This window comes from Mesorhizobium sp. WSM4837, from assembly GCF_055811435.1.
Window position 1 is genome coordinate 55,919 of sequence record NZ_JBVVQE010000021.1, and the last position, 22,006, is coordinate 77,924.

Genomic DNA, 22,006 nt, shown 5'->3' on the forward strand with positions numbered 1-22,006 from the left:
GCCCCCCTCTCCCCGTCTCTATACGGGGGGAGGGTACGGGTGAGGGGCAGCGCCAACGCCGCCAGTTTGCTCGAGGTTTCAAAATGACCGTTGCAACGAAACGCGTGTGGTGGGGCGACTATCGGACCACAGAATACGCCACCATCGACCCGGAGGCGACAATCGCAGTTCTGCCGGTGGCGGCGATCGAACAGCACGGGCCGCATCTGCCGGTTTCGACTGACACCTCGATCATGAACGGCATGCTCGAAACGGTGATCGCGCGCCTGCCTGGCGATCTCGACATCCGCATCCTGCCGGTCCAGGCGGTGGGCAAGTCGAACGAGCACCTGCATGCGCCGGGAACCCTTACATTGCCGGCGGCGACCTTGATCGAGGCCTGGACCGAGCTTGGCCTGTCGGTCGCACGGGCCGGGTTAAGGAAGCTGATCGTCGTCAACTCGCATGGCGGCAACGAGGAGATCATGGGCATCATGACGCGAGAATTGCGCGTGCGGGCAAAGATGCTGGCGGTGAAGACGAGTTGGCAGCGCTTTGGCCGGCCGGCCGGCTTGTACACCGAGCTTGAGGATAGCCACGGCATCCATGGCGGCGATGTCGAGACCTCGCTGATGCTGCATTTCCGGCCGGATCTCGTCGACATGGCAAAGGCCGACAATTTCGTGTCCAACGTCGCCCGCGCCGAAAAGCAATTTTCGCTGCTGCGCCACACCGGAACGCACGCCTTCGCCTGGATCGCCACCGATCTCAACCCGAACGGCGTGGTCGGCGACGCCAGCATTGCAACGGCCGAAAAGGGCCGGCTGACCGCCAACCATCAAGCCGACGGTTTCATCAGCCTGTTGAAGGACGTGCGCAAGGCCAAGCTTGCAGATTGGCTGGCCTAGGAGGCTTTTCGCCAGCGCCGCGCCGCCCCTCACCTGCCTGCCGGCATCCTCTCCCCGTAAACGGGGCGAGGGCGCCCTCATCAATGTTTTCGCCAATCGCCGGCATTGCAAAAAAGGCGCCAGCGCTGCGGCCAGCCCCTTCTCCCCGTCACTATACGGGGAGAAGATGCCGGCAGGCAGATGAGGGGCAGCGCCGACGTCGCCAATACCTGCAGCGATCAAAGCACGAGTAGGTTGCTTGGTGGCTTGATGGCTCAAACAACTGTCCTCAAGACTAGGAAATCAGCCGTCGATCTTCAGCTCGAAAGGCGTGCCTTCGAAGGCCTCGGCGCCGCGCCCGATCGCCTGGATCGCACGGGTCATGCGGCCGTTGCGATCGAGCAGCGCGTCGGCGACCGCGATCAGCCGCGGGTTGGGTGTCGCCGTGGGCGACAGTGCACGCAGCGTCTCAGCCAACTCGACCTCGCAGCGCTGCGGCGCCAATGCCGCCGCGATGATGTAGGCCGAGGCCGTCGACCGGCTGATACCGGCATAGCAATGCACGACCAGCGGCCTTGCACGATCCCATCGGCGCGCGAAATCGAGCAGGTTGCGAACATGCTCCTCACCCGGCATGGTCATGCCCTCCTGCGCCACCGCGATATCGTGCATGACCAGGTGCAGATGGTTCTCCCGGGCGATCGACGCCGGCCGCGTCACCTCGGTGCCGGCAGCCAGCAGCGAAAGCAGCCGCTCGGCCCCGGTCTTCGCGACGGTTTCCTCGATTTTCGACAGCGAACAGACATGGATCATTGGTTGAGCTCCCAGTGCATGTCGCGCAAAAGTGCGCAGTGGTTTTGCGATAACGACATGCATAAAAAGAAGAACTTAAAGCGCGTCGCATGAGTCCGTTCAATTGTGACGCGCTTTAGGCCCCATCGTCGCGCTGTTGCGACCAGTCGGCAAGAGCCGATTCGAGCCGCCGCCATTCCTCGTCAGGTCCCGGCAGCCCGGCGCGCAGCACCTCCGGCCGGCCGGGAAAATGCCGAAGCAGGATGCCGCGCTCGCCAAGCGCCGAAAACAGACCGGCGGCGTCCGCCAGCCTGACATAGCGGAACAGGGTGGTGCCGCCGGCAACAGCAACGCCGAAGCGGCCGAACAGCGCATCGAGCCGCGCTGCATCCCTGGCCAGACGGTGCCGCATCTCGGCCTGCCAGCCGCTGTCGGCAATCGCACGGATGCCATATTCGAGCGCCGGACCGGCAACCGCCCACGGCCCGAACTGCGCCTCCAGCCGTTCGACCGTCAGTGCGTCGGCCAATGCAAAGCCGAGCCGCAGGCCGGCAAGGCCAAAAAACTTGCCGAAGGAGCGCAGCACGACGATGCCGCCATGCTCGACATCGCCGGCCAGGCTCTCGCCAAGCGGGCCGACATCCATGAACGCCTCGTCGACGACCAGCAGCCCGCCTCTGGCGCGCAATCGTTCGGCAAGCGCAAGCAGCTTCTCGCGCTCGACGATGCGACCGTCCGGATTGTTGGGGTTGACGACGATGGCAAGGTCGGCTCCTGCCAGGGCATCGAAATCGTCGACCTCCATCGCCGCATGGCCGGCGATGGCCGCTGCCCGCTGATGCTCGGCATAGGTCGGCCCGAGCACCAGCGCCTTGCCGGGGCTGACCAGCGAAGCGACGCGCGGCAACAGGATCTGCGTGCCCGGCGCTGCCACCACATTGGCCGCCGATGGTGCGCCATAGGCGCTCGCCGCGACATCGGCAAGATCACGGACCCGCGCAGCTTCCGGCAATCTCGACAGGGCGGTGGCGGGCAGCTCGAAAAACGGATAGGAGTGCGGATTGATACCGGTCGAGAGGTCGACGAAGGGCTGCGGCGCATGCGGAAAAAGCGCCCTCGCCCGGCCAAGGCTTCCGCCGTGATCCACCACTGCCGCCGCTCTATCAAGAGACTTCATGTCGATCCTGATCGCTTTCCTGTCACTGCTTGTTGAATTCGCTGTCGGCTATCCCAGCTGGCTGCTCGGCGCGATCGGCCACCCCGTCACCTGGTTCGGCAGGCTGATATCCTTTCTCGACCGCAGGCTCAACCGCGATACTGATTCCGACGCCCTGCGCCGCCGGCGCGGTGTTCATGCGCTGCTGATCATCGTGCTGGTGCCGGCCACCATCGCTTTCGCTGTGGAAACCATGCTTGCGGGCATTCCAGCCGGATTGATCCTCACCGCGCTCCTGGCGACATCGCTGCTGTCGCAGAAGAGCCTGGCCGAGCATGTCGAGGCGGTGGCCGACGGACTCGACAATGGCGGACTCGACATCGGTCGTGTTGCCGTCTCGCAGATCGTCGGCCGCGATCCGGAAAAGCTCGACAGAGCCGGTGTCTGCCGCGCGGCGATCGAAAGCCTGGCCGAGAATTTTTCCGACGGCGTGGTCGCGCCGGTCTTCTGGATCGGCGTCGGCGGGCTGGCCGGCGGCGTCGCCTACAAGGCCGCCAACACCGCCGATTCGATGATCGGCCACCGCACGCCGCGCCATGAGGCTTTCGGCCGGGCGGCGGCGCGCTTCGACGATCTGATCAACCTGCCGGCGTCGCGGCTGACCGCACTGCTTATCGTGCTGGCCGCCTTCCTCGTCAAAGACGCCGATGCCGGCAACGCCTGGCGCACCGTGCGGCGCGACGCGAAAAAGCACCGCTCGCCCAATGCCGGCTGGCCTGAGGCGGCGATGGCCGGCGCGCTCGGCCTGGCGCTGGCCGGGCCGCGCTCCTACGACGGCGTCATGGTCGACGACGCGTTCATGGGCGAAGGCGGCCGCCGCGATGTCGAGAGCGTGGACATCAGACGAGCGCTAAGACTCTATCAGGTTGCCGACTTTCTGCTGATGGGACTGTTCGGCTTGCTGTCGGTGATCGTCATCGTTGCGTGACGTCCACTGTGCGGCCTTTCCTTCTCCCCTTGTGGGAGAAGGTGGATCGGCGCGCAGCGCCGAGACGGTTGGGGTGTTGGACGGAGTGCTGTCGGTGCCAAGCTAGAACACCCCTCATCCGACCTCGCTTCGCGAGAGGCCACCTTCTCCCACAAGGGGAGAAGGAAGAAGAGGCGAACGAAACCTCAAAACTCTATGCCTTGCTGCGCTTTCACGCCGGCGGAAAAGTGATGCTTCGTAACTCCCATCTCGGTGACCAAATCGGCCGCCTCGACCAGCGCCGGCTTGGCGTTGCGGCCGGTGACGACGATATGCAGGTTTTCGCGCCGGCCCTTCAGCGCCGCCACCACCGTGTCGAGATCGAGATAGTCGTAGCGCAGCGCGATGTTCAACTCGTCGAGCACCAGAAGGCTAATCGATGGATCGGCCATTAGCTCGAGCACCTTGGCCCAGGCAGCCTCGGCGGCGGCGATGTCGCGCTTCAAATCCTGCGTTTCCCAGGTAAAACCCTCGCCCATCGTGTGCCAGACGACCCGGTCGCCGAAAGCGGCAAAGGCGTCCTTCTCGCCGGTATGCCATTTGCCCTTGATGAACTGGACGACGCCGACGCGCCTGCCGTAGCCGAGCATCCTCAGCGCCAGCCCGAAGGCGGCAGTGGTCTTGCCCTTGCCGGGCCCGGTGTTGACGATCAGCAGTCCCTTCTCGACCGTCTTGGCCGCGACCTCGGCGTCCTGCACCGCCTTGCGCTTGGCCATCTTGGCGCGGTGGCGTTGCTCGTCCCTGTCATCGATATCGGTCATATCACTTCACCTTGAGCGGCAGTCCCGTCACCATCAGCAGCACCGTGCCGGCGACGGCGGCGACCTGCTGGTTGAGCCGGCCGGCGGCATCGCGAAACCGGCGGGCAAGCGCATTGTCAGGCACGATGCCCTGGCCGACCTCGTTGGAAACCACGAACCACGGCCCGCGCGGCCGCGACAGCACATCCGCCAGCCCTCGGCATTCGGCCTCAATGTCGCGTTCGGCCAGCATATGGTTGGACAGCCACAGCGTCAGGCAGTCGATCAGGACAGGCCGGCCGTCAGGCAGCGCCCCGATCGCGCCGACGAGATCGAGCGGCGCATCGATCGTCGTCCAACCGTCGCGACGCCGCGCTCGGTGCAGCGCGATGCGTTCGTGCATCTCGTCGTCATAGGCTTGCGCCGTGGCGATGTAGGTCCACGGCGCTGGACAGGCCGTCACCAGGCTTTCGGCATGCGCGCTCTTGCCCGAGCGTGCACCGCCGACGACCAGGGTCAGCTTGCTGCCTGGAGCAGCGCGATCAGGCAAGGCTGTCGCGCAGGCCGGTTGCGGCGCCGGTCAAGCGGCCGCGCACCACGCCGACGACAGCGCCGAGCACCAGCCAGAACACCAGATTGGTCAGCGTCACCGCCACCACGAACTGGTGGTGCAGGCCTTCCGGGATCGGCGATTCGAAACTTTCGGGCTGCGGCGCGCCGACAATATGCGGCGCGACGATCAACGCTACGGCAAGAAGGGCCAGCGGCAGCGATTTGCGAAAGGCGAGCAGCCCGAGACCGGCAGCCGTCGCCACCACGGTCGCCGTCCACCAGATCTGGCGCTGGGCGAAATCGGCCGCCGGCATCGCCGGCAGTTCGGGCGGCAGGCCGAGGTTCGGGGCCAGCGTGAACACCGCGAAGCCGGCAAGGCCCCAGAACAGGCCCTGTCGCCAATTGCCGATGCCGCCGGCGAATTCCGAAGCGGCGACCAGGATCAGCGCAAAGCCGATGCCGGTGACGACGTTGGCAACGACGTTGAAAGCGAAGCGCTCGAAGCCATCGGCCGGCGCCCAGCCTTCCTCTTCCGCGGTGGCTGCTTCAGCCGGCACGGCGCTGCTCATGGCATTGCTGCCTGCTGCGGCCGGCGACAAACCATGGTCATGCGTGTGACCACCGCCGGCCTGTTCGTAGACTTCTGCCTTGAGGATGAGTGGCACGGTGGCGTAGGCCTGCATGCAGGCCAGAACGACGCCGGCCACTAGCCCTGCGATCGCCGCGATGAACACGACGTTGCGAAACAGTGTCATGGTGTCAGCCCCTCGTCAGTGGCCCCCCGTCAGTGGCATGGAAAGCCCATCGAATGGCGATAGTCGTGAGCGGCATTGTGGACCGCATCGATATGCGAGAAGCCGACAAAGCCCATGACGAAAACGCCGAGAAATGCAGCAAGCGCCAACTGCCCAAAGCGCGACTGCGAGGAGACGGAAGCGCCGAGCGAGACGGAAGCGGTATTCATGTCTTGTCCTTTCGCCCTCCACCCGAGGGCATAGAAGTCAGTTCTCCTGTCGCCGGCAGGTCTCCTGGCTCGCGGATCAGCGCCCTTCCCCACCTTCCCGAAGAAGCTCTTCCCGAAGAAAATCTTCAGTGGCATATGGAGAGGACTACCGCACACAGTTGCGGGGGCAGCCACGGCATCGGGCGAATTTTGCCCCTACCGCATTCCCTCTTGGTTCCAAAACGGAACCGACGACGGCTGCGACTATAGGCAGAATCGCCGCGCCCGGCAAACCAAATTCCGCCAGCTAGCAGCGCGAATGCGCCGTCAAGGTAATCGTTTCTCGGGGGCTCTTCCTTCTCCCCTTGTGGGAGAAGGTGGCCTCGCGAAGCGAGGTCGGATGAGGGGTGTTCCAGCTTGGCAAAAGCCGCGCTCCGTCCAACACCCCTCTTCCGTCTTGGCGCTGCGCGCCAATCCACCTTCTCCCACAAGGGAGAAGGAAGGGCGGCGCCTGTCTTCTTTTGTCCGGGGCAACCATGATAGTCGTCTTGCAGCACTGAATCAGAATTGCGAGACCATGACCATTCCTACGCCGGCCGTTCAGGACCGATCCAGGCGCATCATCGCCATCGACGTCGCCCGCGGCATCGCTTTGCTTGCCATGGCGAGCTACCATCTCACCTGGGATCTCGAATTCTTCGGCTACACCGATCCCGGCCTGACCGCCTTTGGCTGGTGGAAATTCTACGCGCGCTGCATCGCTTCGACCTTCCTGTTCCTGGTCGGCGTCAGCCTGTTCCTCGCCCATGGCAAGCAAATCCGCTGGAACGGCTTCTGGAAACGCTTCGCCATGGTCGGCGGGGCGGCGCTCGCCATATCGGCCGCCACCAGGCTTGCCACACCCGACAGTTTCATCTTCTTCGGCATCCTGCACGAGATCGCGCTCGCCAGCCTGCTCGGCCTGGCGTTTCTGCGGCTGCCGGCGCTGCTGACGCTGGTTGTCGCAGCTTTCGTCATCACCGCGCCGCTCTACCTCAGGTCCGAGATCTTCGATCATCCGGCCCTGTGGTGGGTCGGCCTGTCGGCAACCAACCCGCGCTCCAACGATTATGTCCCGCTGTTTCCATGGTTCGGCGCTGTGCTTGCCGGCATCGCAGCGGCAAAGCTTGCCTTCGCCTCCGGCATGCTGACGCGGCTGGCGGGCCTAACGCCCGGCCGCTGGACTAATCCGCTGGTCTTTATCGGCCGGCACAGCCTCGCCTTCTATCTGATCCACCAGCCGGTGCTGATCGGCTCGGTCTGGCTGATTTCGCAAGTCATGCCGGCAGCCGTCGAAACCAGGCAGGTCACCTTCCTGAAAGAATGCCAGGCATCGTGCGAGCAATCGCGCGACACGGAGTTCTGCAGCAGCTATTGTGTCTGCATGCTCGATACGCTCGAGGGCGAGGCCACGCTTGATCGGCTCTACCGCAACGACCAGGCTGCGGAATGGAAGGCGCATCTCGACGAGCTCGCCGGCGCCTGCACTGCCAAGGCCGACGGCACTTTGATGGAGGGAGGAGCACAATGACCGACCATCAGCAGAAACCGGGCCAACAGAAACCGGGACAGCAAAAACCGGGGTTTATACCGTGGCCGCCGCTGATCTATGTCGCGGCCATCGCCGTCAGCATCGCGCTTGGCTTGCTTTATCCGCTGCCATGGATCGGCGGCCTTTTGGGCGACATCCTGTTCGCGGCCGGCTGGGTGGCATTGTTCGGCGTCGTCGCACTCTGGTTCACGGCGATCCGCATCATGATCCGGGCAAAGACGACGCTCCACCCGAACGCCGTGCCGGACCATCTGGTTACATCGGGCCCCTTCGCCGTCAGCCGCAATCCGATCTATCTGGCCAACACGCTGCTGATGATCGGCGTTGCCCTTATCTCGGGGAACGTATGGTTCCTGCCGCTGGCGATCATCGCCGCCTTCGCAACGCAGAAAATGGCGATCGAGGGCGAGGAAAAAGTTCTGGCAACGAAATTCGGCAAGAAATACCGGGATTACGCAAAAAGGGTGCGCCGCTGGATTTGAGGCGGCAACCGGAGCGGAGCGTACATTTGAGTAGGTGAGCATCGGAAGCGCAGAAAGCCACGCTGGCTGGCCGCCAGAGTAGAATTATCAAAAAGGCCGATCAGGTGTTGACGCCAAGCTCCACCAGCCGCTCGACGCAGGACTCTTCGGCCTGGTCGAGTTCGGCCAGGGTCTCTTCGAGATCGCGGCGCTTCTGGCGCAGATCCTCGCGCTTTTCCTCGATGCGCTTGATCATCAGATTGAGCTGACCGACCTCGCCGGGCGGCTCCTTGTACATCTGGATGATTTCGCGGATCTCGTTGATCGAAAAGCCGAGCCTCTTGCCGCGCATGATCTGGCGGATGAGATGCCGGTCCGACGGGCGAAACAGCCGCGTGCGGCCGCGCCTCACCGGCTGCACCAGCCCCTCGTCCTCGTAGAAGCGCAGCGTCCGCGTCGAAACATCGAATTCGCGGGTCAGTTCGGTTATCGAATAATATTCCCGCATCATCACTCCAAATGCCCGGCCGCGCTGCGAGTTCCAACCATGCGGCCTCGCTATCCGCACGTGTGTCAGAATCGGCCAGAGGCTGTTCCAAAATCTCGCATGGCATTTACGTAAAAGTCAATTGAGCGGGCGTCGCTCACACGCCGAACCACCATGTGGCGAGGCCGAGAAAGGCAAAGAAGCCGACGACGTCGGTGACCGTCGTGACGAAAACCGCCGAAGCCACGGCCGGGTCGATCTTGAACCGGTCGAGCAGCAGCGGGATCAGGATGCCGGCAAGTGCGGCCACGAACATGTTGATGATCATCGCCGCGGCGATGATGCCGCCCAGGTTGGGATCGCGGAACCAGGCGGCGGCGACGATGCCGATCAGGATGGCGAAGATGATGCCGTTGATGAAGCCCACCCCCATCTCGCGGCGAATGATGCGGCCGGCATTGTAGATGTCGAGGTCCCTGGTCGCCAGCGCCCGCACCGTGACCGTCATGGTCTGCGAGCCGGCATTGCCGCCCATGCCCGCCACGATCGGCATCAGCACGGCCAGCGCCACGATGTGCTCGATCGTGCGGTCGAACAGGCCGATCACCGAGGCCGCCAGGAACGCCGTCAAAAGGTTGACGAGCAGCCACGGAACGCGCGAGCGCGAGGTCGAAAGGATGCTGTCCGACAATTCTTCGTCGCCGACACCGCCCATGCGCAGCAGATCCTCCTCGGCTTCCTGCTGGATGACGTCGACCACGTCGTCGATGGTCAGCACGCCGACCAGCCGCTCGTTCTCGTCGACGACGGCAGCGGAGAGAAGGTCGTATTGTTCGAATTCGCGCGCCGCCTCCTCCTGGTCCATCGTCGCCGGAATGGCGTGCCTGGTCTCATGCATGACCTCTTCGACCTTGATCGAGCGCTTGGTGCGCAGGATCTGGTCGAGGTCGATGGCGCCGAGCAGCTTAAAGCTCGGATCGATGACGAAAATTTGGCTGAAGCGGTCGGGAAGGTTGTTGTCCTCGCGCATGTAGTCGATGGTCTGGCCGATCGTCCAGAATGGCGGCACCGCGACGAACTCGGTCTGCATGCGGCGACCGGCAGTCTCTTCGGGATAGTCGAGCGAGCGGCGCAGCCTGATCCGCTCGGTGAACGGCAGTTGCGACAGGATCTCGTCCTGGTCTTCCTTTTCGAGATCCTCGAGAATGTAGACCGCGTCGTCGGAATCGAGGTCCTGGACCCCCTGGGCAATCTGGGCGTTGGGCAGGCTGTCGACGATGTCGCGGCGGATAGCCTCGTCGACCTCGGTCAGCGCGGAAAAATCGAAGTCGGCGCCCAACAATTCGACCAGCGCGCGGCGCTGTTCTGGATGAAGCGCCTCGATCAGGTCGCCGAGTTCCGATTGGTGCAGGTCGTCGACTTCACGCTTTAGCGTCAGCGTGTCGCGATCGGCGATCGCGGCGCCGATCTGGGCAAGGAACGACGACAGAATGGCGCCATCCTCGCCATAGATGTCGGCGCTGTCCTCAGCGGTCCTGGCGCCGGTCGTCTGTTCGTCCTGGCCTTCCACAAGCGCCTCCCGCCATTCAGAATTCCGGAAAAGCTGCGTGTCAGGTCTAGCGCATGACCATGAAAATCGGAATCGATTTCCAGAAAGGATCATGAGCAGCGTCAAATTGCTACAGCGTCTGTCAGATTTCGAAGTCGATGTCAGCCGGCGCAATCATCCACCAATCGCACAACGTCTTCGGCTCTCCCATAAGCGTCGCGCCGAGGCTCCTCGGTATGTTCCCTATCGGCGTCTCTGGGGGCTATCATTGCGGGCGGAGTCAATATTCCCACCGACGTGCCACCAGCCTGGCGGCCGCCTGGCGCTTTCGACATTTGCGGATGGCGGCTGGAAACCTTATATAACCCAACTTGTGCATGCTGCGGCGTGCACAGATCAATCGTAGAGAAGGATACAGATGCCGGACTCGGATGCGGCGATACCTCGAATTGCTCTCATTTCAACCCACGGCTACGTAGCAGCCAACCCGCCACTGGGCGCGGCCGATACCGGCGGACAGGTGGTCTATGTCCTGGAACTTGCCAAAAAGCTGGCCCAGTTGGGTTATGCCGTCGATATCTGGACGCGACGATTTGAAGACCAGCCTCCTGTCGATGAAGTGGCCGACGGGGTTCGCGTCCTGCGTGTCGCCTGTGGCGGACCCGATTTTATTCCGAAGGAATATCTCCACCGCCACCTTCTCGAGTGGTGTGAAAACGCGCTGCGGCTGATTCGCCGGGAAAATCTCTCCTACGACTTCATCAACAGTCACTACTGGGATGCGGGCGTGGCGGGGCAGCGACTGTCGGAAGCGCTCACTGTCCCGCACATCCATACGCCGCATTCGCTCGGCATCTGGAAGCAGCGCCAGATGAAGACGGACTACCCTGACAAGGCCGATACTTTCGAGGCCGAGTTCAATTTCACCGAGCGCATCAAGCACGAGACGATCATCTATCGAAGCTGCGCCATGGTGATCGCAACAACGCCGCCGCAGGTCGACATGCTGGTCGAGGACTACAGCCTCGAGCGCGACCGCGTGCACATGATCCCGCCCGGTTACGACGACAACCGGTTCTTCCCCGTCAGCGAGGCGTCTCGCCGGTTGATCCGCCATCGGCTCGGCTTCGAAGGGCGAACGGTCCTGGCGCTCGGCCGGCTGGCCACCAATAAGGGCTACGACCTGCTGATCGATGCGTTTTCCGTGGTGGCGCCGCGTGTGCCGGATGCGGTCCTGAGGCTCGCTGTCGGCGGCGAGAACATGGACGAGCAGGAACAGAAGATCCTCAACCAGCTCAAGCAACAGGTCGAACAGCTAGGCTTGCAGGATCGTGTCGTCTTCTCCGGCTATGTTGCCGACGAGGACCTGGCCGACACCTATCGGGCGGCGGACATGTTCGTCCTGTCGAGCCGCTACGAGCCGTTCGGCATGACCGCGATCGAGGCAATGGCCTGCGGAACGCCGACCGTGGTTACGATCCATGGCGGCCTCTATCGCGGGATCAGCTATGGCCGGCACGCGCTTTTTGGCGATCCGTTCGACAAGGAAGATCTCGGCATCACCATCGTCAAGCCGATGAAGCACCAGCGCCTCTACGGCCGTCTGGGCCGCATGGGCGCGCACAAGGCGCGCAGCCTGTTCACCTGGACAGGCATCGCGCAGCAGCTGGTCAGCCTTGTCGAAGGCCGTCCGGTGCTGAAAGCGGTCGACGATCATGACTGGGACGAGCCGTGGAACGACGGCGATTGAAACCGATCGCGCTTTTGTCGAGTGATCTCGACGGTACCCTGGCTGGCGATGCGCCGGCGACGTCACGCTTTCGGTTGAAATGGGAAGCGCTCGATCCCGAGCACCGGCCGGTTCTCGTCTACAACAGCGGTCGCCTGGCCGACGATATCTTGAACTTCGTCGACGAAGTCGCCCTGCCGGCGCCGGACTATGTGATCGGCGGTGTCGGCACGATGCTCGCCGGTCCGCGGCACACCTCGCGCCCCACACACTTTACTGATTTGGGGCATTTTACCCAAAGATTTTCGGAAGGCTGGTCGCTTGAAAAGGTCGATGCGGTGCTCGGGCCGCTCAAAGACACCGTCCGCCAGCCCGACGGCTATCAGCACGCTTTCAAATCGAGCTGGTACCTGCTCGACGCCAGTCCGGAAGCCCTTGCCAGCATCGAGCGCGCTTTGGCCGAGGCCGGCCTGTCGGTGACGATGGTTTATTCGAGCGGACGCGATCTCGACATCCTGCCGCGTTCAGCAGACAAGGGTCAGGCGCTGGCCTGGCTCTGCAATGAGCTCGGCATCGGCCTGGATGAGGTGGTCGTCGCCGGCGATACCAACAACGACCGCAGCATGTTCGAGCTGCCGGGGGCGCGTGGAATTGTCGTCGCCAATGCCCTTCCCGAACTGCTTGACATGGCGCGGAACAACCGGCTGATCTACAGCGCGAAGGAACCGTTCGCCCTCGGCGTCGTCGAAGGCCTCGTTCATTGGTCGGTGTTTGCGGACGCCCGAAACTGAACTGGAAATATTTATCTGGTTGTCACGGTTTGAGCGCCCATACCGTCGCGTGTAGTACGGCGCCCGTTTCGGCGATGAGACGTGCCGATTGCACCGGCTCAAAACCGCTGATCCGCTTCGTGCCGGCCCAACGACCGCGATCCGCAAAAACCTCGATCGATCCGTAGTCGAGGAATATCCGCAGCCGTTTTGGACGGGCTCCCTTGGCAATATAGTGAGGGGATTCCACTGCGTCGTCTCCATGACGAATGGCAAGTCCCTCGTCGTCGACGACAACCTCGAGGCGGACAGTTGGATGTTGCAGCTTCAAGTGGAAATGGGCACCCGGCTTTTCCAGCTCGAACAGGATTTCGACGGCGCCGTTGATAAAGCTTACCTGCTCTCCGGCTGCGAGGCGTGTCCGGTCCAGAATATGGCTCCGCAGGCTCTCGGCAGCGCCGATGGGCGGGGTGTGCAACTCGCCTGCAGACAGATGGATATTGCGAGGCAACGTCATGGCTGTGGGGAAATCGATCGCCGGCCCGGTGTCGGCCCAGTTGGCAAGCCAGCCTATACCAACAATGGCATCGCCGTCGGCGAAGGCCTGGAAGGCGTAATTATCCGTCCCGAAGTCCAGTTCCTGTTCGAATTCCTTGGCAAAGGTCCGACCATCGAACCAGCCGACAATGGCCATTGTCAGGTTCTTGCGCCGGGTCGACTGGTCTTCACTGTTCATCAGCCCGAGAATCAGGACCCAGCGCGTCGCTGGGTCGGTCGCAGGCCCGTCGAGCGGCAGCAGACAGGGACATTCGATCGCCGTCGTCCGATAGTGTTTCTCGACCAGAAGCTTGCCGACATACGTCCAGCCGGTGGCGGCCGTATGGTCACGGGTTTCGTAGAGCAGGACAACGCCGCCTTCATCGCTCTGGCTGCCCAGCAGCATTTTCCAAAGGCCATCCGGTCCCCTGAAGACGTATGGGTCACGAAAATCCGCTGTCAATCCCTGGTCAAGCGGGCGGTATGGCAGGATGACGTGCGCGTCTCCCGCCATGATGAGGTCGCTGGAAGTGGCCGTGAGTTGGATCTGCTGTTCCGGGATACGGTCCTGTACCTGCTCGGTGAAAAAGACGCGAATGCCCGGGCCATCGGCAAGCGGGATGGCCGAGCCGGAATAGGCGCCGCCCCGTTTGTCGGGCCTGGCGGTGAGATCTTCCGACGGAAACAGGAAGATTGGCATGTGACGCCACCGCAAATAATCCGAAGAGACGGCGTGCCCCCAATGCATCGTGTTCCAGCGAAGGCCATGCGAATAATGCTGATAGAACAGATGTGGGCGGCCTCCAAACCGGCCAAATCCGTTCGGATCGTTCATCCAGCCGAACGGCGGACGAAAATGATAGCTGTCGGGGATGTTCGGTGGGGCATTTCCCGGATTGGTGTGGAGAACTGTAATGCCTGTCTCCAGCACGTCGGCCAATGCGAACCAGTAGGCAACCGAAACCGAGGTCTGATCCGCATCGTAATCCAGTTCGACACTGCCGCCGCCGAAGACGTGAAAAATTCTGAATTCATGCTCTTCGGCGTTCGCGACGCTCACCTCGCCGAACTTGCCGCGAACGTTGGAAAACGACAGCGAGCCTGGAACGTCCGGCCTGGTCGCCTTGAGCCAGATATGGAAGGTGGCGTTGACCGGCAGATCGGCATGCAGGCTTCGAATGGTGTTCCCGGCCGCAATCCTTACCTGGCTGTCACTCATAAATAGGGCTCCGTTGCGTGCGGCTTTCCCAGGCAAAACCGGATGCTCGACCTGGAATGCATTGCAGAAGGTTAAGGCTGGATTTTGACTTTGGCAAAGTCATTCCCCAGGATCGACAGTCCTTGAGGTCAATCGCCGCACGGATCGCCGCCTGCAACTGCTGAACTCGCGGCGTAATAAGGTTGACGGCTCGCAGAGCATGATTGCATTGTCCGACGGCGCAAGACCTTCTCTTTTCCGCGGGTTTCGACCCGCGGCGCAATCCCGTGCAGCCATTGTCCAGATCGGCCAACCAGTTGTCCGCATACGATGGAACGACGAACGGGACCCCGCCCGTCCGGACCGACTGCCGGGTTGGATCGGACCGTCGGTCCTGCGCTATGATTGAAAGCTGGATTTAGGAGGAGCTCATGGCCATCGGCGCTGACACCAAAGGCGTCTACACCATTGCCCCGACGCCGTTCGAGGCGGATGGCAAGATCGACTGGGAATCGCTTGATTCGATGGTCGATTTCTACGAGCGCTGCGGCGTCGATGGGATGACAATCCTCGGCATCATGGGTGAGGCCCCGAAGCTCGACGCCGGCGAATCGATCGAGATCGTCAAACGTGTCGTGGCGCGCACTAGGCTGCCGGTCATCGTCGGCGTCTCCGCCCCTGGCTTCGCCGCCATGCGCAGCCTTGCGCGCGCCGCGATGGAGCTTGGCGCGCAGGGCGTGATGATCGCGCCGCCGCCGGCGCTGCGCACCGACGACCAGATCGTCACCTACTTCCGCAACGCATCCGAAGCGGTCGGCGAGGATGTTCCTTTCGTCCTGCAGGATTATCCGCTGACCCTCTCGGTGATCATGACGCCGGCCGTCATCCGCCGCATCGTCACCGACAACCCGGCCTGCTTCATGCTCAAGCACGAGGACTGGCCGGGCCTGGAGAAGATCAGCGCGCTGCGCGACTTCCAGAAGGACGGCTCGCTGCGGCCGCTGTCGATCCTTACCGGTAATGGCGGCCTCTTTCTCGACTTCGAGATGGAGCGCGGCGCCGACGGCGCGATGACCGGCTATGCCTTCCCCGACATGCTGGTCGACATGGTGAAACTGTCCGCCGCCGGCGAGCGCGACAAGGCGCACGATCTTTTCGACGCCCACCTGCCCTATCTGCGCTATGAGCAGCAACCCGGCGTGGGGCTTGCGGTACGAAAATATGTGATGATGAAGCGCGGCGCCATCGCGTCGGACGCCCAGCGCAAGCCGGGCAGTGCATTGTCGGCGGCGGCCAGACAAGAGGTCGATTATTTGCTCATGCGGCTGGAAAGTCGCGTCCGCAAACAAGCCTTGAGATAATGCACTAGCGGGCTATTTTGCCGCGCAATCACATCAATATACAGCCGCTTGCGTGGAAAGCGCATTTTTCGCCGAGCATTCCCACGTGTCCGTTTCGCGGCACGGTTCGGTCTTTGAAGCAGCTGGCATATGATGGCGGGTCAAACCACGCGGTCAGGGCGCGGCATTCCGCATCCAAACAGCAACGGGTTCGCGCAGTGTTCAGTTTGCACAAGCAGTCTTGGAAGGACTGCAGGGAAACAAAAAACGCACAATAAAAATAACAGCTTATTGGATAAAGCTGGTGCGGTCGAGAAGACTCGAACTTCCACGGGTTGCCCCACAGCGACCTCAACGCTGCGCGTCTACCAATTCCGCCACGACCGCACGTGGTAGGAGCCGGAACGAACCGGCTCGCGGCGTGTAGCAAATCGTTTCCAGCGAAACAAGGGCGCGTCGCGCAATAATTGCCCGGGCTTCGGCATAACCCTCCAAAGAGCTGAAACGCGCTCGCAACTGGACGTTTCACCCGATTGCCGCCATATGTGAGGCGACACGAGACACACCATGACAGAACGCAGCCAGATCGCCACGTCGTTCCTGCCCCTGCCCGGTTCGGCGCCGGTCGAATGGCGGATCGAACCCGGCCTCACCGCCTATCCGGATGCGCTTGCCGTGATGGAGGCGCGTGCCGAAGCGATCCGAGGCGGCGCCGCCGGCGAGATGGTCTGGCTGGTCGAGCACCCGCCGCTCTACACCGCCGGCACCAGCGCCCGCATCGAGGACCTGATCGAGCCCGAACGTTTTCCGGTGTTCGCGGCGGGACGCGGCGGCGAATATACCTATCATGGGCCGGGCCAGCGGGTCGCTTATGTGATGCTCGACCTGAAGCGGCGGCGCGAGGATGTCCGCGCCTTCGTCGCGGCACTTGAACAATGGATCATCGGCACGCTGGCCGCTTTCAACGTGCGCGGCGAACGGCGCGAGAACCGTGTCGGCGTCTGGGTGGTGCGGCCGGATCGCCCCGCCCTGCCCGACGGATCGCTCGCCGAGGACAAGATCGCCGCCATCGGCATCAGGCTGAGGCGCTGGGTGAGCTTTCACGGCATCGCCATCAATGTCGAGCCGGATCTCAGCCACTTCAGCGGCATCGTGCCGTGCGGTGTGCAGGACCACGGCGTCACCAGCCTCGTCGACCTCGGCCTTCCCCTGGCAATGGCCGATCTTGATCTCGCGCTGAAATCCGCCTTCGAGGATGTCTTCGGACCCACCGCAGCTCCGCTTGTCGAAACAGCCCGCAAGGCCGGCTGACAAGGCGGCGCTGAACCGCAGAGCTCCGACGCCGCCCCTCACCCGTGAAGAACGGGCGCGCTGCCTCACATCGCTCCGATCCAGATCGCCATGGAAATGAGAAACGTGCTCATGCACACCAGTGACACGACATCCTGAACAAGACCGGTCATAACGCTCTCCTGTTTTCAGTATGTTCCCATTTTGTTCTGATTTTGTTCGAAAGTCAACGGCCTCAGTCAGAGCGTGTCGCGAAATTCGGGCGCTCAGTTCGGCACGGTTAAGGAAAGGTTGAGATCGGATTTCACTGTTTCCGCGCTGGCTGCGCGTGGGGAGATGCAGCCAGACAGCACACCTAGAGCGGAACAACCTTGCCGTCGGCGAGCGTGACGCGACGGTCCATGCGCGAGGCAAGCTCGTGATTGTGGGTGGCGATCAGCGCCGCCAGGCCCGATTGCCGGACCAGCGCCCCCAGTGCCTCGAACACATAGGAGGCGGTGACCGGGTCGAGGTTGCCGGTCGGCTCGTCGGCCAGCAGCACCAGCGGCGCATTGGCGACGGCGCGGGCGATGGCGACGCGCTGTTGCTCGCCGCCGGACAGTTCGGACGGCCGGTGCTGCGCGCGTTTGCCGATCTGCATGTAGTCGAGCAGTTGCGCCGACCGCTCGGCAGCCTCCTTGCGCGTCAGCCCTTTTATCAGTTGCGGCATCATGATGTTTTCCAGCGCCGTGAACTCGGGCAGCAGGTGATGGAACTGATAGACGAAGCCGACATCGTTGCGGCGGATCGCCGTTCGCTCGTCGTCGGAAAGCCGCCCGCAGGCGCGGCCGGCCAGAATGACATCGCCGGCGTCCGGCCGCTCCAGCAGTCCGGCGGTGTGCAACAGCGTCGATTTGCCGGTGCCCGAAGGCGCCACCAGCGCCACGATCTCCCCGCGCTTCAACGAAAAATCGGCGCCGTTGAGGATGGTCAGCTTGCGCGGCCCCTGGACATAATGCCGCTCGACGCTCTTCAGCTCGATAATGGCATCGGCCATCATTCGTACCTCAGCGCTTCGACCGGATCGAGCCTGGCCGCGCGCCATGCCGGAAACAGCGTCGCCAGGAACGACAGCACCAGCGCCATCAGCACCACCGAGATCGTCTCGCTGGCGTCCATGCGGGCAGGCAACTGGCTCAGGAAATAGAGCTCGGGATTGAACAGCCTTTCGCCGGCCAGCCAGGAGAAGAACTGGCGAATGCGCTCGACGTTCAGGCAGATGACGACGCCGAGCAGGACGCCGGCGAGGGTGCCCACCACGCCTATCGCCGCCCCCGTCATCAGGAAGATGCGCAGGATCGCGCCGCGCGTGGCGCCCATGGTGCGCAGGATGGCGATATCGTGGCCCTTGTCCTTGACCAGCATGATCAGCCCCGAAATGATGTTGAGCGCGGCAACCAGCACGATCAGCGTCAGGATCATGAACATGACGTTGCGCTCCACTTGCAGCGCATCGAAGAATGTCCGGTTTCGTTCTCGCCAGTCGACCATGGTTATCGGCCGCTGCGATGCCTCCTCGACCTTCGGCTTCAGCGCCTCGACATTGTCGGGATTGTCGACATAGATCTCGATCGCCTGGGCCCGGCCATCCATGTTGAAATAGAGCTGCGCTTCCGAAAACGGCATGTAGACGATGGAGCTGTCATATTCCGACATGCCGACCTCGAAGATCGCCGTGATCGGGTAACCCTTCATGCGCGGTGTCGTGCCGAGCGGCGTGACATCGCCGTCGGGGGCGATAAGCGTGATGGTGTCGCCGAGCACAAGACCAAGATTGTCGGCCATGCGGCTGCCGATGGCGACGCCCTCGCCTGTGTCGAAGCCGGCGATCGAGCCCTGCTGGATATTGTTGGCGACGATTGAAATCTTGCCCAGGTCCTCGCCGCGTATGCCGCGCACCAGCGCCCCCGACCCGCCGCCAACATTGCCTTGCGCCAGCACCTGGCCGTCGATCAGCGGAATGGCGTATTGGACGCCGGGCACGCCGTTGATGCGGCCGGCGATCTGCGCATAGTCCTCCAGCGGCATGTCGAGCGGCTGCACGATCAGATGGCCGTTGACGCCGAGGATGCGCGTCAGAAGCTCGGCGCGAAAGCCGTTCATGACAGCCATCACGACGATCAGCGTGGCGACGCCCAGCATGATGCCGAGGAACGAGATCGAGGCAATGACGGAGATCACCGTCTCCTTGCGGCGCGAGCGCAGATAGCGCCACGCGACCATGCGTTCAAACACGGAAAAAGCTCCGGCGGCCATGGGTTTAGCTGCTGCCGCTCCACTCATCCGGCAAAACCGAAGCGTTTCTTCACGTCTTCGATCGGCAGCGTCTCACGCTCGCCGTTCCTGCGGTTCTTGATCTCGACCTCGCCGGCGGCCACGCCGCGCGGCCCGACGATCACCTGCCACGGCAGCCCGATCAGGTCGGCTGTGGCGAACTTGCCGCCCGGCCGCTGATCGGTGTCGTCGTAAAGCACGTCCTTGCCGACGGCGACAAACGCTGCATAGAGTTCATCGCAGATGCGGTCGCAGTCGGCGTCGCCGGCTTTCATATTGATCAGGCCGACGTCGAAAGGCGCCACCGCCTCCGGCCAGATGATGCCGTTGTCGTCGTGGCTGGCCTCGATGATCGCCGCGACCAGCCGCGTCGGGCCGATGCCGTAGGAACCTCCGGAAGCAAAATGATCCTTGCCGTCGGGCCCGGTCACCTTGGCGCCCATCGGCTTCGAATATTTGTCGCCGAAATGGAAGATATGGCCGACCTCGATGCCGCGCGCCGAGACCCGGTCGCTTGTCGCGACCTTCTCCCACGCCGCCTCGTCGTGCATCTCGTCGGTCGCCGCATAAGGCGTCGTCCATTTCTTGACGATGTCGCCGATCTCGGCATCGTTGGAGAAGTCCGTGTCCGCCCCCGGCACATCAAGTGCGAGATAGTCGCGATGGCAATAGACCTGGCTCTCGCCGGTTTCGGCCAGGATGATGAATTCGTGGCTGAGGTCGCCGCCGATCGGCCCGGTATCGGCACGCATCGGGATTGCCTGCAGCCCCATGCGCGTGAACGTCCTGAGATAGGACACGAACATCCTGTTATAGGCCGCCCTGGCGCTTTCGAAGTCGAGATCGAAGGAATAGGCGTCCTTCATCAGGAACTCTCTGCTGCGCATGACGCCGAAGCGCGGCCGCACCTCGTCGCGGAATTTCCACTGGATGTGATAGAGATTGAGCGGCAGATCCTTGTAGGACTTCACATAGGCGCGGAAAATCTCGGTGACCACCTCCTCGTTGGTCGGTCCATAGAGCATGTCCCGATCCTGCCGGTCCTTGATGCGCAGCATCTCCTTGCCATAATCGTCATAGCGGCCGCTTTCGCGCCACAGCTCGGCCGACTGGATGGTCGGCATCAGGATCTCAAGCGCGCCGGCCCGGTCCTGCTCCTCGCGAACGATCCGGCAGACCTTGTCCAGCACCCTCTTGCCGAGCGGCAGCCAGGAAAAACTGCCTTGCCCCTGCTGGCGGATCATGCCGGCGCGCAGCATCAGCCGGTGCGAGACGATTTCGGCCTCGCGCGGATTTTCTTTAAGGATAGGCAGGAAATAGCGCGACAAACGCATGGACCGGTCCGTGAGAGAGAGGATTGCCGCACCGGAATCGGCGCAGCGCAGGCTTGCTTGCCCCGGCTTCATAGCCATTTCATGACGGAATGGAAACCCGCCCCCGCGCCAACTGGGCGCCCGATGGGGCGTCGCAAAGGCGCCGCAGTGCCGCGTTCGCCTTGCTGGTCGTTTCGCAAGCAACGCCTGCCATACTATTGTGCAGTGCAGCACGAGATTGCTTATTTCCGGGCAAAATTCTGCGTGACATTTTCACCCGGCTTGGTCTAATGTGCGCCGATAAACGAGAGGGCGGAAAGAAATCTGCTCTCCTACGCGGTCAAAGTCTTGGGAGGATGCGATCTAGGCGCGGTTACTCGCTGCCGCCGGATACCGGAAACAGATCGGACGCGTTTAATTGCAAGGCCTCGTGCCTTGCATTTTTTTTGTGCAATCATTTGGTTAGCACGACAAATTGCTAAACCGCTTTACCTGGCGCCAGCACAGCCGGTTCGGAACCTGCATCGGCTTCCAGCCCGGATTGGTGCTCGCATGCAAGATGTGGCCAGCCGTACCCGGCGGTCTAGTTTTCGGGACTCCGGCTGAAATCCGGCACGATGTGCGGGATGTCGTCGATGCCGAGGCCGAGCCCCCGCGTCATGCCATAAAAGATGCCAAGTAGAACCAGCGTGACGATCGTCGTCCGCAGCACCGCGCGCAGCATATGCGGTCCGCGCGGCGCGCTGGATACCGTGCCCAGCGTCACGTCCTCATCCTCGTCCTGCGTCCTCAGGCTGAACGGCAGGATGGCGAACAGCACCACCCACCATGTGATGAAGAACAGGGCGAGAAATGAAACCCAGCTCATGCTTGCTCCAGTTCGACCAGCGTGCCGAAGAAATCCTTGGGATGCAGGAACAGCACCGGCTTGCCATGCGCGCCGGTCTTCGGGTTGCCGTCGCCGAGGACACGGGCGCCGCTGGCCTTGAGGTGATCTCGCGCGGCAAGAATGTCGTCGACCTCATAGCACAGATGATGCATGCCGCCCGTTGGGTTCTTCTCGAGGAATGCCGCGATCGGCGAACCCTCACCAAGCGGCTCCAGCAATTCGATCTTGGTATTGCCGACATCGACGAACACCACCGTCACGCCATGCTCCGGCAGCGCCTGCGGCGCGGTCACCCGGGCGCCGAGCGTGTCGCGATAAGCCGCTGTCGCCGCAGCCAGATCCGGCACGGCAAGCGCGACATGGTTCAGGCGTCCAAGCATTGGTTTTCCTCAGGGCAGTAAGGCAATATGGGAGTAGGGAAAAACGACTTTCTCCCCCTACTGCCGTACTGCCCTACTCCCCT

General features: G+C 62.7%; 22 protein-coding genes, 1 tRNA gene and 1 riboswitch. Of the genes, 8 read left to right on the top strand and 15 right to left on the bottom strand.

From position 1 onward, the window contains the following. Positions 1-83: 83 nt before the first annotated feature. Positions 84-887, top strand: a complete 804-nt coding sequence (locus tag AC0L3D_RS14775; RefSeq protein WP_287066384.1) for a creatininase family protein — start codon at positions 84-86, stop codon at positions 885-887. A 282-nt stretch (positions 888-1,169) separates the two neighbouring features. On the opposite strand, the gene AC0L3D_RS14780 is transcribed toward AC0L3D_RS14775, so the two are convergent. Further along, positions 1,170-1,679 (bottom strand): tyrosine phosphatase family protein, encoded by a 510-nt coding sequence (locus AC0L3D_RS14780; protein ID WP_287230272.1) that lies wholly within the window; start codon positions 1,677-1,679, stop codon positions 1,170-1,172. A gap of 115 nt (positions 1,680-1,794) precedes the next feature. After that, positions 1,795-2,835 (bottom strand): threonine-phosphate decarboxylase CobD, encoded by a 1,041-nt coding sequence (cobD, locus tag AC0L3D_RS14785; protein WP_287230275.1) that lies wholly within the window; start codon positions 2,833-2,835, stop codon positions 1,795-1,797. Between cobD and cbiB the strand changes: the two genes are divergently transcribed. Continuing rightward, positions 2,834-3,802, top strand: coding sequence for an adenosylcobinamide-phosphate synthase CbiB (cbiB, locus tag AC0L3D_RS14790; protein ID WP_473478096.1), 969 nt, complete (start codon positions 2,834-2,836; stop codon positions 3,800-3,802). The genes cobD and cbiB overlap by 2 nt on opposite strands. A 185-nt stretch (positions 3,803-3,987) precedes the next feature. Here cbiB and cobO read toward each other — a convergent pair whose 3' ends face one another. The 4 genes from cobO to AC0L3D_RS14810 are packed head-to-tail and all read right to left on the bottom strand — an operon-like array spanning position 3,988 to position 6,097. Then, positions 3,988-4,602: a cob(I)yrinic acid a,c-diamide adenosyltransferase gene (cobO, locus tag AC0L3D_RS14795; RefSeq protein ID WP_023798885.1), complete on the bottom strand. Its 615-nt coding sequence runs from the start codon at positions 4,600-4,602 to the stop codon at positions 3,988-3,990. 1 nt (position 4,603) lies between these two features. Beyond that, complete coding sequence (cobU, locus tag AC0L3D_RS14800; protein ID WP_473644798.1) at positions 4,604-5,101, bottom strand: bifunctional adenosylcobinamide kinase/adenosylcobinamide-phosphate guanylyltransferase; 498 nt, start codon at positions 5,099-5,101, stop codon at positions 4,604-4,606. A gap of 22 nt (positions 5,102-5,123) precedes the next feature. Then, positions 5,124-5,888, bottom strand: coding sequence for a CbtA family protein (locus tag AC0L3D_RS14805; protein ID WP_287230283.1), 765 nt, complete (start codon positions 5,886-5,888; stop codon positions 5,124-5,126). A 29-nt stretch (positions 5,889-5,917) separates the two neighbouring features. Beyond that, positions 5,918-6,097 (bottom strand): CbtB domain-containing protein, encoded by a 180-nt coding sequence (locus AC0L3D_RS14810; protein ID WP_473627232.1) that lies wholly within the window; start codon positions 6,095-6,097, stop codon positions 5,918-5,920. 37 nt (positions 6,098-6,134) lie between these two features. Beyond that, positions 6,135-6,344: riboswitch (cobalamin riboswitch) on the bottom strand. Positions 6,345-6,653: 309 nt separating this feature from the next. On the opposite strand from AC0L3D_RS14810, the gene AC0L3D_RS14815 reads away from it, so the two are divergent. Next, positions 6,654-7,646: a heparan-alpha-glucosaminide N-acetyltransferase gene (locus AC0L3D_RS14815; RefSeq protein ID WP_473627230.1), complete on the top strand. Its 993-nt coding sequence runs from the start codon at positions 6,654-6,656 to the stop codon at positions 7,644-7,646. Next, entirely contained in the window at positions 7,643-8,149 is a 507-nt protein-coding gene (locus AC0L3D_RS14820) for a methyltransferase family protein (protein ID WP_051407790.1), read from the top strand. Before AC0L3D_RS14815 ends, AC0L3D_RS14820 begins: the two co-directional genes overlap by 4 nt. A gap of 100 nt (positions 8,150-8,249) precedes the next feature. On the opposite strand, the gene AC0L3D_RS14825 is transcribed toward AC0L3D_RS14820, so the two are convergent. Together AC0L3D_RS14825 and mgtE are read right to left on the bottom strand one after the other, a co-directional pair. Then, on the bottom strand, positions 8,250-8,636 hold the full coding sequence (locus AC0L3D_RS14825; protein WP_023685221.1) for a MerR family transcriptional regulator: 387 nt from the start codon (positions 8,634-8,636) through the stop codon (positions 8,250-8,252). A gap of 136 nt (positions 8,637-8,772) precedes the next feature. Next, positions 8,773-10,185, bottom strand: a complete 1,413-nt coding sequence (gene mgtE, locus AC0L3D_RS14830) for a magnesium transporter (RefSeq protein WP_023798879.1) — start codon at positions 10,183-10,185, stop codon at positions 8,773-8,775. Positions 10,186-10,582: 397 nt separating this feature from the next. Between mgtE and AC0L3D_RS14835 the strand changes: the two genes are divergently transcribed. Both AC0L3D_RS14835 and AC0L3D_RS14840 read left to right on the top strand, forming a co-directional pair. Further along, on the top strand, positions 10,583-11,914 hold the full coding sequence (locus AC0L3D_RS14835; RefSeq protein ID WP_023798878.1) for a glycosyltransferase: 1,332 nt from the start codon (positions 10,583-10,585) through the stop codon (positions 11,912-11,914). Further along, positions 11,911-12,684 carry an HAD-IIB family hydrolase gene (locus AC0L3D_RS14840; RefSeq protein ID WP_473644758.1) on the top strand — a complete coding sequence of 258 codons (774 nt, stop codon included), beginning with the start codon at positions 11,911-11,913 and terminating at the stop codon, positions 12,682-12,684. The genes AC0L3D_RS14835 and AC0L3D_RS14840 overlap by 4 nt, the downstream gene beginning before the upstream one ends. 22 nt (positions 12,685-12,706) lie before the next feature. Here the strand turns inward: AC0L3D_RS14840 and AC0L3D_RS14845 are convergent, their stop codons facing one another. Further along, a complete protein-coding gene (locus AC0L3D_RS14845) occupies positions 12,707-14,419 on the bottom strand; it encodes a GH32 C-terminal domain-containing protein (RefSeq protein ID WP_023798876.1) in 1,713 nt (570 codons plus the stop codon). 410 nt (positions 14,420-14,829) lie between these two features. Here AC0L3D_RS14845 and AC0L3D_RS14850 point away from each other — a divergent pair, with 410 nt between their 5' ends. Beyond that, a complete protein-coding gene (locus AC0L3D_RS14850) occupies positions 14,830-15,759 on the top strand; it encodes a dihydrodipicolinate synthase family protein (RefSeq protein ID WP_128246485.1) in 930 nt (309 codons plus the stop codon). 281 nt (positions 15,760-16,040) lie between these two features. On the opposite strand, the gene AC0L3D_RS14855 is transcribed toward AC0L3D_RS14850, so the two are convergent. Beyond that, positions 16,041-16,125 (bottom strand) — tRNA-Leu (locus tag AC0L3D_RS14855). Positions 16,126-16,305: 180 nt separating this feature from the next. On the opposite strand from AC0L3D_RS14855, the gene lipB reads away from it, so the two are divergent. Next, on the top strand, positions 16,306-17,049 hold the full coding sequence (lipB, locus tag AC0L3D_RS14860; protein WP_023798874.1) for a lipoyl(octanoyl) transferase LipB: 744 nt from the start codon (positions 16,306-16,308) through the stop codon (positions 17,047-17,049). 334 nt (positions 17,050-17,383) lie between these two features. On the opposite strand, the gene AC0L3D_RS14865 is transcribed toward lipB, so the two are convergent. The 5 genes from AC0L3D_RS14865 to mce all read right to left on the bottom strand — a co-directional run bounded on the left by AC0L3D_RS14865 (position 17,384) and on the right by mce (position 21,923). Continuing rightward, a complete protein-coding gene (locus tag AC0L3D_RS14865; RefSeq protein WP_036269595.1) occupies positions 17,384-18,064 on the bottom strand; it encodes an ABC transporter ATP-binding protein in 681 nt (226 codons plus the stop codon). After that, a complete protein-coding gene (locus tag AC0L3D_RS14870) occupies positions 18,064-19,350 on the bottom strand; it encodes a lipoprotein-releasing ABC transporter permease subunit (RefSeq protein ID WP_473644761.1) in 1,287 nt (428 codons plus the stop codon). Before AC0L3D_RS14870 ends, AC0L3D_RS14865 begins: the two co-directional genes overlap by 1 nt. After that, positions 19,347-20,675, bottom strand: a complete 1,329-nt coding sequence (gene proS / locus AC0L3D_RS14875; protein ID WP_473644763.1) for a proline--tRNA ligase — start codon at positions 20,673-20,675, stop codon at positions 19,347-19,349. The genes AC0L3D_RS14870 and proS overlap by 4 nt, the downstream gene beginning before the upstream one ends. Positions 20,676-21,237: 562 nt before the next feature. Then, positions 21,238-21,522, bottom strand: coding sequence for a DUF1467 family protein (locus AC0L3D_RS14880; RefSeq protein WP_023798870.1), 285 nt, complete (start codon positions 21,520-21,522; stop codon positions 21,238-21,240). Then, complete coding sequence (gene mce, locus AC0L3D_RS14885; RefSeq protein ID WP_473644765.1) at positions 21,519-21,923, bottom strand: methylmalonyl-CoA epimerase; 405 nt, start codon at positions 21,921-21,923, stop codon at positions 21,519-21,521. Before mce ends, AC0L3D_RS14880 begins: the two co-directional genes overlap by 4 nt. Positions 21,924-22,006 lie beyond the last annotated feature (83 nt).

Coding starts and splice junctions, on each gene's coding strand:
- AC0L3D_RS14850 (WP_128246485.1), top strand. CDS start 14,830: ATGGCCATCGGCGCTGACACCAAAGGCGTCTACACCATTGCCCCGACG.
- cobD (WP_287230275.1), bottom strand. CDS start 2,835: ATGAAGTCTCTTGATAGAGCGGCGGCAGTGGTGGATCACGGCGGAAGC.
- AC0L3D_RS14825 (WP_023685221.1), bottom strand. CDS start 8,636: ATGCGGGAATATTATTCGATAACCGAACTGACCCGCGAATTCGATGTT.
- AC0L3D_RS14835 (WP_023798878.1), top strand. CDS start 10,583: ATGCCGGACTCGGATGCGGCGATACCTCGAATTGCTCTCATTTCAACC.
- AC0L3D_RS14775 (WP_287066384.1), top strand. CDS start 84: ATGACCGTTGCAACGAAACGCGTGTGGTGGGGCGACTATCGGACCACA.
- AC0L3D_RS14810 (WP_473627232.1), bottom strand. CDS start 6,097: ATGAATACCGCTTCCGTCTCGCTCGGCGCTTCCGTCTCCTCGCAGTCG.
- AC0L3D_RS14865 (WP_036269595.1), bottom strand. CDS start 18,064: ATGGCCGATGCCATTATCGAGCTGAAGAGCGTCGAGCGGCATTATGTC.
- AC0L3D_RS14780 (WP_287230272.1), bottom strand. CDS start 1,679: ATGATCCATGTCTGTTCGCTGTCGAAAATCGAGGAAACCGTCGCGAAG.
- cobO (WP_023798885.1), bottom strand. CDS start 4,602: ATGACCGATATCGATGACAGGGACGAGCAACGCCACCGCGCCAAGATG.
- mce (WP_473644765.1), bottom strand. CDS start 21,923: ATGCTTGGACGCCTGAACCATGTCGCGCTTGCCGTGCCGGATCTGGCT.
- lipB (WP_023798874.1), top strand. CDS start 16,306: ATGACAGAACGCAGCCAGATCGCCACGTCGTTCCTGCCCCTGCCCGGT.
- AC0L3D_RS14845 (WP_023798876.1), bottom strand. CDS start 14,419: ATGAGTGACAGCCAGGTAAGGATTGCGGCCGGGAACACCATTCGAAGC.
- AC0L3D_RS14870 (WP_473644761.1), bottom strand. CDS start 19,350: ATGAGTGGAGCGGCAGCAGCTAAACCCATGGCCGCCGGAGCTTTTTCC.
- AC0L3D_RS14805 (WP_287230283.1), bottom strand. CDS start 5,888: ATGACACTGTTTCGCAACGTCGTGTTCATCGCGGCGATCGCAGGGCTA.
- AC0L3D_RS14820 (WP_051407790.1), top strand. CDS start 7,643: ATGACCGACCATCAGCAGAAACCGGGCCAACAGAAACCGGGACAGCAA.
- proS (WP_473644763.1), bottom strand. CDS start 20,675: ATGCGTTTGTCGCGCTATTTCCTGCCTATCCTTAAAGAAAATCCGCGC.
- AC0L3D_RS14880 (WP_023798870.1), bottom strand. CDS start 21,522: ATGAGCTGGGTTTCATTTCTCGCCCTGTTCTTCATCACATGGTGGGTG.
- cbiB (WP_473478096.1), top strand. CDS start 2,834: ATGTCGATCCTGATCGCTTTCCTGTCACTGCTTGTTGAATTCGCTGTC.
- AC0L3D_RS14815 (WP_473627230.1), top strand. CDS start 6,654: ATGACCATTCCTACGCCGGCCGTTCAGGACCGATCCAGGCGCATCATC.